General features: G+C 55.9%; 12 protein-coding genes. 7 read left to right on the top strand and 5 right to left on the bottom strand.

Annotated features, from left to right (window positions below; all coding sequences use genetic code 11):
• The first annotated feature begins 4 nt into the window (after nucleotides 1–4).
• The 4 genes from V2154_RS20365 (at nucleotide 5) to malQ (ending at nucleotide 6241) form a co-directional block, all read left to right on the top strand.
• Entirely contained in the window at nucleotides 5–868 is an 864-nt protein-coding gene (locus V2154_RS20365; protein ID WP_353503619.1) for an L-ribulose-5-phosphate 3-epimerase, read from the top strand.
• Entirely contained in the window at nucleotides 862–1551 is a 690-nt protein-coding gene (locus V2154_RS20360) for an L-ribulose-5-phosphate 4-epimerase (protein ID WP_185689053.1), read from the top strand. The genes V2154_RS20365 and V2154_RS20360 overlap by 7 nt, the downstream gene beginning before the upstream one ends.
• A 182-nt stretch (nucleotides 1552–1733) precedes the next feature.
• Nucleotides 1734–4154, top strand: coding sequence for a maltodextrin phosphorylase (gene malP / locus V2154_RS20355; RefSeq protein ID WP_353503618.1), 2421 nt, complete (start codon nucleotides 1734–1736; stop codon nucleotides 4152–4154).
• An 8-nt stretch (nucleotides 4155–4162) separates the two neighbouring features.
• A complete protein-coding gene (gene malQ, locus V2154_RS20350) occupies nucleotides 4163–6241 on the top strand; it encodes a 4-alpha-glucanotransferase (protein ID WP_353503617.1) in 2079 nt (692 codons plus the stop codon).
• A 57-nt stretch (nucleotides 6242–6298) separates the two neighbouring features.
• Here the strand turns inward: malQ and nfuA are convergent, their stop codons facing one another.
• A complete protein-coding gene (nfuA, locus tag V2154_RS20345) occupies nucleotides 6299–6874 on the bottom strand; it encodes a Fe-S biogenesis protein NfuA (RefSeq protein ID WP_353503616.1) in 576 nt (191 codons plus the stop codon).
• A gap of 59 nt (nucleotides 6875–6933) precedes the next feature.
• Nucleotides 6934–7623, bottom strand: coding sequence for a DNA utilization protein GntX (gene gntX, locus V2154_RS20340; RefSeq protein WP_353503615.1), 690 nt, complete (start codon nucleotides 7621–7623; stop codon nucleotides 6934–6936).
• Between the two features lie 44 nt (nucleotides 7624–7667).
• Here gntX and bioH point away from each other — a divergent pair, with 44 nt between their 5' ends.
• The 3 genes from bioH to V2154_RS20325 all read left to right on the top strand — a co-directional run bounded on the left by bioH (nucleotide 7668) and on the right by V2154_RS20325 (nucleotide 9735).
• Entirely contained in the window at nucleotides 7668–8438 is a 771-nt protein-coding gene (gene bioH, locus V2154_RS20335; protein WP_353503614.1) for a pimeloyl-ACP methyl ester esterase BioH, read from the top strand.
• A gap of 230 nt (nucleotides 8439–8668) precedes the next feature.
• Nucleotides 8669–8944 carry a YdgH/BhsA/McbA-like domain containing protein gene (locus tag V2154_RS20330; protein ID WP_034793855.1) on the top strand — a complete coding sequence of 92 codons (276 nt, stop codon included), beginning with the start codon at nucleotides 8669–8671 and terminating at the stop codon, nucleotides 8942–8944.
• A 170-nt stretch (nucleotides 8945–9114) separates the two neighbouring features.
• Nucleotides 9115–9735 carry a malonate decarboxylase holo-ACP synthase gene (locus V2154_RS20325; protein WP_353503613.1) on the top strand — a complete coding sequence of 207 codons (621 nt, stop codon included), beginning with the start codon at nucleotides 9115–9117 and terminating at the stop codon, nucleotides 9733–9735.
• Here the strand turns inward: V2154_RS20325 and V2154_RS20320 are convergent.
• From V2154_RS20320 to feoA, 3 genes are all read right to left on the bottom strand, one after another.
• Nucleotides 9732–9971, bottom strand: coding sequence for a FeoC-like transcriptional regulator (locus V2154_RS20320; protein ID WP_353503612.1), 240 nt, complete (start codon nucleotides 9969–9971; stop codon nucleotides 9732–9734). The genes V2154_RS20325 and V2154_RS20320 overlap by 4 nt on opposite strands.
• Nucleotides 9972–9980: 9 nt before the next feature.
• Nucleotides 9981–12296: a Fe(2+) transporter permease subunit FeoB gene (gene feoB / locus V2154_RS20315; RefSeq protein ID WP_353503611.1), complete on the bottom strand. Its 2316-nt coding sequence runs from the start codon at nucleotides 12294–12296 to the stop codon at nucleotides 9981–9983.
• Between the two features lie 72 nt (nucleotides 12297–12368).
• Nucleotides 12369–12593: a ferrous iron transporter A gene (gene feoA, locus V2154_RS20310; RefSeq protein WP_353503610.1), complete on the bottom strand. Its 225-nt coding sequence runs from the start codon at nucleotides 12591–12593 to the stop codon at nucleotides 12369–12371.
• Between the last annotated feature and the right edge of the window lie 248 nt (nucleotides 12594–12841).

Genomic DNA, 12841 nt, shown 5'->3' with positions numbered 1-12841 from the left:
CGCAATGATGCACAAAGCCGTTCCACTCGGTATTTATGAAAAGGCCCTGCCTGCGGGGGAAGACTGGTTCGCACGCCTGAAAATGGCCAAAGAGCTAGGCTTTGATTTCGTCGAAATGTCGGTCGATGAAAGCGATCACCGATTGGCGCGGCTGGACTGGAGTCGCGAACAGCGAATGGCGGTGGTAGATGCCGTTGCCCGCACCGGTGTTCGCATTCCTTCCATGTGCCTCAGTGCGCATCGCCGTTTCCCACTTGGGTCCGAAGATGATGCCACCCGCGCGCAGGGGCTGGAGGTGATGCGTAAAGCCATTGTGCTGGCGCAAGACCTTGGTATTCGGGTTATTCAGCTTGCGGGCTATGACGTCTATTACCAAGATGCCAATGACCATACGCGTGAGCGTTTTCGCGCTGGCCTGAAGGAGGCCGTGGAGATGGCAAGTCGCGCGCAGGTCACGCTGGCGATGGAAATCATGGATTACCCGCTGATGAACTCCATCAGCAAAGCTTTGGGCTATGCCCATTACCTCAATAACCCCTGGTTCCAGCTCTATCCAGACATCGGCAACTTATCGGCATGGGATAACGACGTGCAAATGGAATTGGCGAGTGGCGCAGGGCATATCGTGGCGGTACACGTCAAAGATACCCAGCAGGGCGTATTTAAAAATGTGCCTTTTGGCCAAGGAGTGGTGGAGTTCGAACGCTGCTTTAAAACGCTGCTCGACACGGGCTATTGCGGTCCCTATTTGATTGAAATGTGGAGTGAAACCGCTGCTGACCCTGTCAAAGAGGTGCGCGAAGCTCGCGCATGGGTGGTAGATAAAATGCAGAAAGCCGGGTTAAACGTGGAGGCCGCAGTATGTTAGAGCAACTGAAAAGACAGGTTTTCGACGCCAATATGGCGCTGCCAGCACGGGGTTTAGTCACCTTTACTTGGGGCAATGTCAGCGGCATCGACCGGACCTCCGGCCTGATGGTGATCAAACCCAGCGGCGTAGAGTATGAAGTGATGAGTGCCGACGACATGGTAGTGGTGAATATGCTGGGTGATGTGGTCGAAGGGCATTTCAAACCTTCTTCTGACACGGCAACCCATCTCGCGCTCTATGCCCGTTACCCAGAGCTGGGCGGCATTGTTCACACGCACTCAACCTATGCCACTTCATGGGCGCAGGCCAATGCACCTATTCCCGCGCTGGGTACCACTCATGCTGACTACTTCGCGGGGGCGATCCCCTGTACTCGACCACTCAGCCGAGCTGAAGTGACGGGTGAATATGAGCTGGAAACGGGCCACGTGATTGCCGAAACGCTGGGGGACGCTGACCCCTTGCATATGCCCGGCATTCTGGTTTCGCAGCATGGCCCCTTCTGCTGGGGAACCACGCCTGAAATGGCGGTACACAATGCCGTGGTGCTGGAAGAAGTGGCAAAAATGGCGTGGATAACCGGCACCCTTAACCGGCAATTACCGCCGATGGATGACTATCTTCTGAACAAACATTTTACTCGCAAACATGGCCCGGACGCTTATTACGGCCAGAATTAGCGCTGTTGCTTGGCCTCCAGCCGTAATATTTACCAACAAATCCCTAAGCTTATCGCGCCCTCGCGATGAGCTTTTTTGTCCTATTGGGTTTATACCTATAGTTGATCCCAGATCACAGATTTCGCTTTCATGCAGAACAGACTTCTTCTCCCGTAGTGTAACGAAAAGGAAAGAGCTGCCTTATGACCAAGCCCACTCTCAAGCAGGACGTTTTTTTGGCGGCGCTAACCCGCCAATGGCAAGCCTTCGGGCTCACTTCCGCCAAGGACATGACTTTACATCAATGGTGGCATGCCGTTAGCGCCGCCGTCGCCGAACAGCTTCCTCCCCAAAATGATACCGTCCCCGCCAGCAAAAAGCGCCAGAAGATAACGCGCCATGTGAACTACATCTCCATGGAGTTTCTGGTGGGGCGTTTGACGGGTAACAACCTGATTAACCTAGGTTGGTTCGACACCGTCGCTGACGTGCTGAAGCAGTTTGATATTAACCTAAGCGACTTGCTGGAAGAGGAAATTGACCCGGCTCTGGGCAACGGGGGCTTGGGGCGATTGGCCGCCTGCTACCTCGACGCCATGGCCTCCGTCGGCCAGCCTGCGATTGGCTATGGGTTGAACTATCAATACGGTTTGTTCCGCCAACGCTTTGTCGATGGGCAGCAGAAAGAGTCGCCGGACGATTGGCATCGCAACCAATATCCGTGGTTCCGCCACAACAGCTCGCTGGCCGTCAGCGTGGGTATCGGCGGGAAAATCGTCAAGAACGATGCCGGCGTTAGCCGCTGGGAGCCGGAGTTTACCCTGCGTGGCGAGGCTTGGGACTTGCCGGTGATTGGCTATCGCAACGGCGTCACCCAGCCGCTGCGCCTGTGGGAAGCCACCCACCCGCACCCCTTTGATTTGGAGAAATTCAACGACGGCGAGTTCCTTAAAGCTGAGCAGCAGGGCGTTGATGCCGCCAAGTTAACCAAGGTGCTGTACCCCAATGACAACCATCAGGCGGGCAAACGCCTGCGTCTGATGCAGCAATATTTCCAGTGCGCCTGCTCGGTGGCCGATATTCTGCGCCGCCACCACTTCCTTGGGCGGAAAATTGCCGAGCTGCCGGACTATGAGGTGATTCAGCTCAACGACACCCACCCGACCATCGCCATCCCCGAAATGCTGCGGGTGCTGATCGATGAGCACCAGCTTAGCTGGGATGATGCCTGGCACATCACCAGCCGCACCTTTGCTTATACCAACCACACATTGATGCCAGAAGCGCTAGAAACCTGGGATGAAAAGCTGGTGCGCAGCCTGCTGCCGCGACACTTCCAGATAATCAAACAGATCAACGCCAACTTTAAGAAAGTGGTCGACAAACAGTGGCCGGGCGACGAACAGGTGTGGGCCAAACTGGCGGTTCATCATGACAAGCAGGTGCGCATGGCGAACCTGTGCGTGGTGGCCGGGTTTGCCGTCAACGGCGTCGCCGCGCTGCATTCTGATTTAGTGGTGAAAGACCTGTTCCCCGAGTATCACCAGCTGTGGCCGGAAAAATTCCACAATGTCACCAACGGCATCACGCCGCGCCGCTGGATTAAACAGTGTAATCCGGCGCTTTCGGCGCTGATCGATAAGCGTCTTGAGACGGACGCGTGGGTGACCGATCTCAGCTTGCTAAAGCAGCTGGAAAGCGGCGTAAAAGACAAAAAATTCTGCAAAGAGTACCGCAAGATAAAGCATGACAATAAAGTGCGCCTTGCCGAGTACGTCTGGCAGCGGCTGGGGATCAAACTCAATCCGAACGCCATCTTTGACGTGCAGATTAAGCGCCTGCATGAGTACAAACGCCAGCATCTGAATCTGCTGCACATCTTGTCGCTGTATAAGCAAATTCGCGAGAATCCAAAACTGGATATCGTCCCCCGCGTTTTCCTGTTCGGCGCGAAAGCCGCTCCGGGCTACTACTTGGCGAAAAACATCATCTATGCCATCAATCAAGTTGCCGAGGCGATCAACAACGATCCGATCGTCGGCGATCGCCTGAAAGTGGTGTTTATCCCCGACTATTCTGTGTCGGTGGCGGAGTTGATGATCCCGGCCGCCGATGTCTCAGAGCAGATTTCCACCGCCGGTAAAGAGGCGTCGGGCACCGGCAACATGAAGCTGGCGCTCAACGGTGCGCTGACGATCGGCACGCTGGACGGCGCCAATGTTGAGATTGCCGAGCAGGTGGGGGATGAGAATATCTTTATCTTTGGTCTGGACGTTGATGGCGTTAAGGCGCTGCAAAAGAAAGGCTATAAACCGCAGAGCGTGGTGAAAAAGGATAAACATCTCAAAGCCATTCTCGACGAACTCGCCAACGGCTTCTTCACCAAAGGGGATAAACACGCTTTTGATTTGATGCTTAATAGCTTCAAAGAGGGCGGCGACCCTTATCTGGTACTGGCCGATTTTGCTGCCTATTGCGAGGCGCAGAAAAACGTCGATGCACTTTACCGCGACGCCGACGAGTGGACCCGCCGCGCTATTCTCAACACGGCTCGCGTCGGCATGTTTAGCGCCGACCGCTCGATTCACGATTATCAGCAACGCATCTGGCAGGCCAAACGGTAGGAGCAGGAATGGAGGGCAAGCAACTCGAACACGCGGCACAGCAGGCAGGTATTATAGACAGTTTTATCAATATGCAGGATGAAGTGCAGTCAGTTTCTGATGAAACCAAGCAGGCGCTGCTCTCCGCCATGGGGCGCGCCGAGCAGGATCTTGGCTCGGCGTCGCCACTGCCCGCCGTGCTGGTGTTTCATGAGCACCAGCCGGTGGAGTTAGCACCGCAATATTCGTCGGATTTGCACTGGCAGCTAACCTTGGAAAATGGCGATGTTTCCTCCGGGGAGCGTTTCGCCAAGCAGCCGCTAAGCTTGCCGAAAAACCTGCCGACGGGGTATCACCAGTTAACCCTCAGCCACGGCAAGAAACAGTGGGGCTGTCGCATCATTATCGCGCCGTCTCGCTGTTACGAGCCGCAGGCCGTACTCAATGGCGAGAAGCTTTGGGGCGCGACGGTTCAGCTTTACACCCTCAGGTCAGAAAAGAACTGGGGCGTGGGGGATTTCGGCGACCTCAAGCAGATGCTGGAGCAGGTCGCCCTGCGCGGCGGGGCATTTATTGGCCTCAACCCGATTCATGCGCTCTATCCGGCCAACCCGCTTAGCGCCAGCCCCTACAGCCCATCGTCGCGGCGCTGGCTGAACGTCACTTACATTGATGTTAGCCAAGTGCCTGAATTTATTGAAAGCGAAGAAGCCCAGGGCTGGTGGCGAGAACCGGAAACCCGCGATGCGCTGCATCAGGCGCGCAGCCGGGAATATGTCGACTATGCGCAAGTGATGAAGCTGAAATTTGACGGGCTAAAACTGGCGTGGAAGACCTTCGTCGACACGCCGGAGGCCAGTCAGCGCAAGCGTGACTTTCGCAGTTTTGTTCATTTGGGTGGCGAAAGTCTGTATCAGCTTGCTGTTTTCGACGCCCTGCATATTCATCTGCGGGATTTGGACTTGGGCCTGTGGGGCTGGCCTGTGTGGCCGGAAACCTACCGCGACATTAACAGCCCCGACGTGGTGGCTTTTCGCGAGCGCTACGCCGACGAAGTAGAGTTCTATTTATGGTTGCAGTGGTTAGCCCACGAGCAATTTTCTGACTGTTATGAAACCAGCGTTGAGCTGGGAATGCCCATAGGTTTATACCGCGATTTGGCCGTTGGCGTGGCCGAGGGCGGGGCTGAAACCTGGTCTGACCCCAACCTCTACTGTTTGCGGGCGACGGTCGGCGCGCCGCCGGACCTGCTCGGGCCGCAGGGGCAGAACTGGGGGCTTCCGCCGATAGATCCCCACGTAATGCAAGATCGCGCCTATCAGCCATTTATCGATTTACTGCGCGCCAATATGTCGCAGTGCGGTGCGCTGCGCATCGATCACGTGATGGGGCTGCTGCGGCTGTGGTGGATCCCCGCCCACGAACATGCGGCGAAAGGGGCTTATGTGCGTTATCCCCTGCAAGACCTGCTCGGCGTGCTGGCCTTAGAAAGCCAGCGCCACCGGTGCATGGTGATTGGCGAAGATTTGGGTATCGTGCCGCAAGAGATTGTCGCCAGCCTGCGCGACAGCGGCGTTTACTCCTACAAAGTGCTCTATTTCGAGCAGGAGAAAAAAGGCGTTTATCGCGCGCCGGGAGAGTACATCACGCAGGCGATGGCCACGGTAACCACTCATGATTTACCGACTCTGCGCGGCTATTGGGAAGGGGGCGATCTCACGCTCGGTGAGAAGCTGGGGATTTACCCGGATGCCAGCGTGCTGGCGCGGCTGCGCGCCGAGCGGGAAACCAATAAGCAGAACCTGCTGGATGCGCTGCATCGTCAGGGCTGCGTAGCGAAAAGCGTCGGAAAACAGGCCAGCCGGATGTCGATGACCCCAGCGTTAAATCGCGGTTTGCAGCGATATCTGGCGGGCAGCGCCAGCGCCTTACTGGGCCTGCAACCTGAAGATTGGCTGGACATGGCGACGCCGGTCAACGTGCCCGGCACCAATACGGAATACCCCAACTGGCAGCGCAAACTGACTCACAGTCTCGAGGAGATGTTTAGCGACGAGTGGGTCAATCGGCTGATAAAGGATTTGGACCGAAGACGCAAAAAGGCATGAAAAAAGGGTTCAACTTAGCTGAACCCTTCTGTTTTCTAGCCTTGGCAAGCTGTTCTATTAGTAGAACGAGTGCTCGCCGCGCTGGTGTTCGGTCAGGTCACGAACGCCTTTCAGCTCTGGGAAGTTTTCCAGCAGTTCTTTCTCGATGCCGTCTTTCAGGGTGACATCAATCATTGAACAGCCGTTACAGCCGCCGCCGAATTGCAGAACCGCGATGCCGTCATCGGTGATTTCCATCAGAGAGACGCGGCCGCCGTGGCTGGCAAGCTGTGGGTTGATACGAGATTGCAGTTGATATTCAACGCGTTCCATCAGCGGCGCGTCGTCAGAAACTTTACGCATTTTCGCATTAGGGGCTTTCAGCGTGAGCTGTGAGCCAAGCTGGTCGGTAACAAAGTCGATTTCAGCATCAGCCAGATAAGGCTTGCTCAGCTCGTCGATGTAAGCGGACAGCTTTTCGAATTTCAATTCAGTATCCGTTGCTTCCACCGCGTCAGGTGGGCAGTAGGACACACCGCACTCCGCGGTCGGCGTACCGGGGTTGATCACGAATACGCGGATCTGGGTGCCTTCTTCTTGGCTTGCCAACAGTTTGGCAAAGTGCGCTTGGGCAGCATCGGTAATAAGAATCATAACATTGGCTCAATAGTTGACTACTCCAGTTGGTTATAATACGCCCTTTACTTAGCCGACTACAAGGTGCGACAAACGCACCAAATCTGTAGCGAGGCAATCCCCTGATTTCTCAGTAACTTACTGATTTCACATAATGTGCTCCCCGTTGTAACAACATCATCAAGCAGCGCAACATGCTTGCCGTGGAAGTTTTCGCGGCAAATAAAGGCTCGGCGTAGATTCATTTTTCGTGCTGATTCGGAAAGCCGTTGCTGCGGCGGCGTGGCGCGAATTCGCTGCAAAGCATAGGGGTGAAATTGGCATTGCAACCAGTGAGCCAACGGCGCGGCCAGCAATTCGCTCTGGTTATAGCCACGTCCAAAGTAGCGTCGGCGATGCAAAGGCACGCTGAGCAAAATATCCGGGCGAACCAACTCGCCGGCCCGAAACCGCGCCAGCCAGCGAAACAGCAGCAGCCTGGCGAGCGGTATGGCCAGCTCGGGCTGTTTGGCGAATTTCAGACGCATCACTAAGCCGCTGAGTGGCGCAATGTAGTCACTCACTTGCACCAAGGCGTCCCACGGCGGCGGCTTGCGCAGGCAGCGCCCGCAGTCGAGTTTGGCGTGGCTGCTGGATAGGCCGCAGCGCGGGCAGCAGGGCGGCGGCACGGGGAGGTATTTGACGCAAACGCTACAGATGCCGTGCCGCGCAAGATGCAGCGGCTGTTGGCATAGCCAGCACTGCGCCTGAATTGTTATCCTTAACATCACTTTTCCCTCAGTGGATTTCGAAACCCAACGGACATTACCCTATGAATAAGCTCTACTGGCAGACCTTTGGTGAAGGCGATCTCGATCTTGTGCTGCTTCACGGATGGGGGCTGAATGCGGAAGTCTGGCGTTACACCGCCGAGCGACTCGCGCCGCATTTTCGGCTGCACCTGGTGGACCTGCCGGGCTATGGCCGCAGTGAAGGTTTTGGGCCGATGAGTATTGAGGAGATGGCCGACACCGTGCTCGCCGCCGCGCCAGAAAAAGCCGTGTGGCTAGGCTGGTCGCTGGGCGGGCTGGTCGCCAGCCAGATTGCCCTGAGTGCGCCAGCGCGCGTCGAAAAGCTGATCACCGTGGCCTCTTCCCCCTGTTTTGCCGCCCACGACGAGTGGCCGGGGATTAAGTCCGAAGTGCTGCACGGTTTCCAGCACCAGCTGAGTGAGGATTTCCAGCGCACGGTGGAGCGTTTTCTGGCCCTGCAAACGCTGGGCAGCGACAGCGCCCGTCAGGATGCCCGCATGTTGAAGTCGGTTGTGCTGGGCCAGCCGATGCCGTCGGTAGAGGTGCTCAATGGTGGATTAGAGATTTTGCGGCAGGTGGATTTGCGTCAGGCTATGTGCCAACTCAGCGTGCCGATGCTGCGAATTTATGGCGCGCTCGACGGTCTGGTGCCGCGCAAAATTGTGCCGTTATTGGATGCCCTGTGGCCGGAAAGCGAGTCGCATATCATTGAAAAATCGGCCCATGCGCCTTTTATTTCTCACCCAGAAGCCTTTTGTGAGCAGATAAAGCAGTTCGCTGTCACACATTGAAATTTCATGTAAATATTTTATACATTTCTACTGGATATTTTTTGGGCGTGACTAATACTTAGGCAGATAATACCGAACAGTGATTGTCGGGCCAGCCTATGGCTCGGTGACATCACGCCGCGTTTCTGGGGGATTTTGGTGTCAGGCCAGGAAGGTTACGCCAGCGCGGGTTTCATCGTCGGTATTGTCATGGGAGCTTTATCAAAATAATCACTCTTAGAGGTAACTTCATGAAATCTTATAAAATTATGGCAGCAGTCGTTCTGGCAGGCGTATTCTCAACCAGCGCAATGGCGGCAGAGTTGATCACTAAAGAAGTGGCACAAGAGAAAGGTTTGGTTAGCCTGGGTACCATCACGACCAGCAATGAATACACTGCACCAATGGACGCGCGCGAAGAGCTGTCCAAGCAGGCTGATGAGAAAGGCGGCAAATACTTCGTGATCATCGGTGGTCAAGAGAAGAAGAAAATCAGCGCAACGGCTGAAGTCTTTAAAGACAAATAAGTTTTTAACGGCAAATAAGTTTTACGGTCTTCACGAGAAGGGTGCCTAAGGGCGCCCTTTTTTATGGAGCATTCTTCAGGTTAAGTTCGCGGGCGGGTTGTGTATCATTAGCTGACTACCCTTTATTGCAGTGGGGTTTTTGCTGCTTTGAATAATAAGGAAGCTAAACGATGAGTTTGCCGCGTGCCCATGACCTGATTTGGATTGCCGACCGTTCGGCGCTGGAAAGTGATCAAGCCTTGCCCGAGTGGGTAAGCCACTGGCGGACGCATTTACCGCTGGTGGTGCGTCGGGGGCAGCGTGCTGATGGCGCAATCGCCGTGGGAATTCGTGGTATGACGCGCACTCAGCGGGCGACGGCCTGGGTGGCACCTTCCTCCATCGTGCGTACCGTGACGCCGGAATCGCTAGTCGCCAATCCGGTGTCATTACTGCATTCACGCTTTATTTCCCTGCCTCCAATGCAGTCGCTGATCACCTTTGCCAGCCTGAAATGGCCGTGGACATGGGGTGTGATCGGTAGCTGCGCCTACACTATGGCCAGTGATATCCCGGCGATGCACGCCGACAGCAATCTCGACTTGCTGATCCGCTGTGACCAGCCGGTATCGCCAGAGGCGTTCCGTGAGTTGAGCAATACTTTGCAGCAGCTGCCGTGCCGCACCGATGTACAAATCGTGACGCCGCAGGGCGACTTTGCCCTCGGCGAGTGGTTGCAGGGCGGTGAGGTGGAATTAGAAACGGACGCGGGCTTGGTGCAAGTCCGCGATCCGTGGCAATCGCTGAGTTAAGAGGGGATCAGCCGGTAGCTGACGGTCAGACATTTTTTGCCGTCTGCACAACTTTTGCAGCTGCCGCTGAGGCAGCTGTTATCAGGTTCAACGGCCTCCAGCTTTCTCATCGCTACCAGTTTGTCGAGCATCGCCTGCACCAGCGGCTGCGGCGCTTTCAGTTGCAGGCTCAGCTGGCGTGCATCGGCCATTCCGGCCAGTGCGACGTTATCGCGAACGGCTATCAGAGAAGTCATCTCAACTCCTTAATGGCAATCGTTAACTGCCGGCTGGCAGCAGGCGGCGACGTTGCGCGGTTTCAGCGTGACGGTCACGCGGCTGCGCATTTTCCTCAGCGCCACCAACACCAGCGCATTAAAAGCAATCACGGTGAGAATGATGCCCAGACTGCTGGCCGGATGCTGGCTAAAGGTGGCGGTCTGGAAGAACAGGGTTGCCAGCGAATAGGCCACGTTCAGCCCCCAGGCGATGGAGAAGGACATCCATCCACGGCTGGTTTCGCGAGCGATGGCCCCCATGACCGACACGCAAGGCACATACAGCAGCACAAAGATCAGGTAGCTATAAGCTGAAATCGCCGTGCCAAATTTACTGCTCATCACGCCCATCGAGGTGGCAGCCATTTCGCCGTCGCCCTTGCTGGCTTCAATCGGGTTCGACAGCACGCTCAGGCTGAAGGTGTCTTTCAAACCCTGCCAAGTTTCGTGTACCGCGCCATTCAGTTCATCCAACAGGTTGAAGTTGGCGGCATCAAACTCCTGCGTGGTGATGTGCTCGGCGGTATATAAGGTGTTGAGCGTGCCGACCACCACTTCTTTCGCCATCGCGCCGGTTACTAGCCCAACCGTCGCCTGCCAGTTGTCTTCGTGAACGCCCATCGGTTTCAGCAGCGGGGTTAGCACTTTACTGACGCTGGCCAGCGCCGAGTCATTAATGTTGTCCACCGCCTTGCCGCTAAAGGAGAAACTGTTCAGCGCGCCGATACAAATACTTGCGATAACAATGACTTTACCCGCGCGCAGCACAAAACCTTTCAGGCGCTGCCAGGTTTGCAGCAGCAGGCTTTTCAGATGCGGAATGTGGTAAACCGGCAGTTCCATCACGAAGGGAGAAGCTTCACCGCGCATGATGGTGTATTTCAGCACCAAGCCGGTGAGAATGGCGACCACAATGCCGAGCAGATAGAGCGAGAACACCACGGAGGCGCCGCTCTGGCCAAAGAACGCGGCGGAGAATACGGCAAAAATCGCCAGACGCGCGCCGCAGGACATAAAGGGCGCCATCATGACGGTCATCAGCCTTTCGCGCGGCGCGTCCAAGGTGCGCGCGCCCATAATCGAAGGCACATTGCAGCCGAAGCCGACGATCAGCGGCACGAAGGATTTGCCCGGCAGCCCCAAGGCCTGCATCAGTCGGTCCATCACGAACGCGGCTCGCGCCATGTAGCCGGAGTCTTCGAGGAAGGAGAGGAACAGGTACATCATGCCAATTTGCGGCACCAGGGGCAGCACGGTGTTGATACCGCCGCCAATCCCCTGCGCGAGGAAAATCGTCAGCCACTGCGGGAAGTGCAGGGTGAAGCCAACCCACTGCATGCCCTGAATGAAGACAGCCGCCGAGCCGATATCGAAAATCGGCTGCAGCGCGCCACCGATGTTAATCGCCAGCAGGAACATCAGGTACATCACCAGCAGGAAAATCGGCACGCCGAGGAAACGGTTGAGGATCACCCGGTCGAGAAGTTGCGTCATGCGATTCGGCGCGGTCAGGTGTGAATTACTTACCGCCTCGCACAGATTGACGATGCTCTGATAGCGCGCATCGGCGATCAGCAGCGCCGGGTCTTCATGCTGCTGGCTGACCAGCCTTTGGCGCACGGCGGGCAATAGCGCGGCGGCTTGCGGGGCGTGAGTCTGGCTATAAATGTCGCCTTCCAGCATCTGCAAGGCCAGCCAGCGGCGCTGTTGTAATGGCAGAGTGTCGGGCATGGCGTCGGCCATGGCGTCCACTTCCTGCTGTAAAATCGGCGGGTAAATCACCCGAGAGAGGTCAGAGGCGGCAGGGCGGCTATCAATGCATTTTTTCAGCTCGCTGATGCCGCTGGCGCGGGTAGAAATCAGCGCAATGACCGGGCAACCCAGCCGTTTTTCCAGAGCAGAAATATCAATAGTGATGTTCTGGGTCTGGGCAATATCCAGCATATTCAGCGCCACAATGCAGGGAATGCCAAGCTCCAGCAGTTGCAGCGTTAAGTAGAGGTTTCGCTCCAGATTCGAGGCATCCACCACGTTGATTATCAGGTCGGCGTCGCCGCTGAGAATGTAGTGGCAGGCAATTTGCTCGTCGAGCGAGGTTTGCTCGGAGATGGTGGTGAGCGAGTAGGTGCCGGGTAAATCAACCAGCGTGACCTGATGCCCGGCCGTGGAGAACTGGCCTTCTTTGCGCTCGACGGTGACGCCTGCCCAATTCCCCACGCGTTGACGTGCGCCAGTTAATTGGTTGAAAAGGGTGGTTTTGCCGGAGTTCGGATTACCAATTAAGCCAATAGTCAGTGCTTTCATACGTTGATTTCTACGTGAGAGAAGAGAGCGGCGCGGGCATTAAATTAAAGCGAGCCCGCGCTGAAAAAATCATCAGGCCTGAATTTCCAGCTTTAACAGGTCGAGGTCTTTTTTGCGCACGACCAGACTGGTGCGACGGGTTTCGATTTGTACCGGATCACCCATGGGCGCTACGCGGATAATATTAAACAGAGAGCCGGGCAGCATGCCCAGTGACAGCAGTTTCTGCCGATAAGCCGGGCTGATTTCATGTGAAAAGCCGGTAATTTTATAAGCACGTTGAGAGAGTAGTTGCATAGGTCCTCGCGAAGCGTTCAGGCGGAATGGGGACGGCGATAGCGCCGTGCTTCCTTGCCCGGTTATTACCCCCTGACTGGGGTAAATCGTTGCGAAATAGGGTCTGGTTGGTGTCCGACGAAGCCTTGCCAGACTAATTACTTTTAGAAGTAAAAATGCGAATAGTTATCATAATTAGTACGCACGAAGAGAGTTAAAAAAGGGACATTCCCTAAAAGACTCCCTTCGCGATGGGGCTATCCTATTCC

It is taken from the genome of Ewingella sp. CoE-038-23 (genome assembly GCF_040419245.1).
Taxonomy (GTDB): Bacteria; Pseudomonadota; Gammaproteobacteria; order Enterobacterales; family Enterobacteriaceae; genus Ewingella; species Ewingella allii.
The sequence above is the reverse complement of the archived record's forward strand: the minus strand, read 5'-3'. Positions and strand labels throughout refer to the sequence as shown.

Coding starts and splice junctions, on each gene's coding strand:
- V2154_RS20365 (WP_353503619.1), top strand. CDS start 5: ATGATGCACAAAGCCGTTCCACTCGGTATTTATGAAAAGGCCCTGCCT.
- V2154_RS20360 (WP_185689053.1), top strand. CDS start 862: ATGTTAGAGCAACTGAAAAGACAGGTTTTCGACGCCAATATGGCGCTG.
- malP (WP_353503618.1), top strand. CDS start 1,734: ATGACCAAGCCCACTCTCAAGCAGGACGTTTTTTTGGCGGCGCTAACC.
- malQ (WP_353503617.1), top strand. CDS start 4,163: ATGGAGGGCAAGCAACTCGAACACGCGGCACAGCAGGCAGGTATTATA.
- nfuA (WP_353503616.1), bottom strand. CDS start 6,874: ATGATTCTTATTACCGATGCTGCCCAAGCGCACTTTGCCAAACTGTTG.
- gntX (WP_353503615.1), bottom strand. CDS start 7,623: ATGTTAAGGATAACAATTCAGGCGCAGTGCTGGCTATGCCAACAGCCG.
- bioH (WP_353503614.1), top strand. CDS start 7,668: ATGAATAAGCTCTACTGGCAGACCTTTGGTGAAGGCGATCTCGATCTT.
- V2154_RS20330 (WP_034793855.1), top strand. CDS start 8,669: ATGAAATCTTATAAAATTATGGCAGCAGTCGTTCTGGCAGGCGTATTC.
- V2154_RS20325 (WP_353503613.1), top strand. CDS start 9,115: ATGAGTTTGCCGCGTGCCCATGACCTGATTTGGATTGCCGACCGTTCG.
- V2154_RS20320 (WP_353503612.1), bottom strand. CDS start 9,971: ATGACTTCTCTGATAGCCGTTCGCGATAACGTCGCACTGGCCGGAATG.
- feoB (WP_353503611.1), bottom strand. CDS start 12,296: ATGAAAGCACTGACTATTGGCTTAATTGGTAATCCGAACTCCGGCAAA.
- feoA (WP_353503610.1), bottom strand. CDS start 12,593: ATGCAACTACTCTCTCAACGTGCTTATAAAATTACCGGCTTTTCACAT.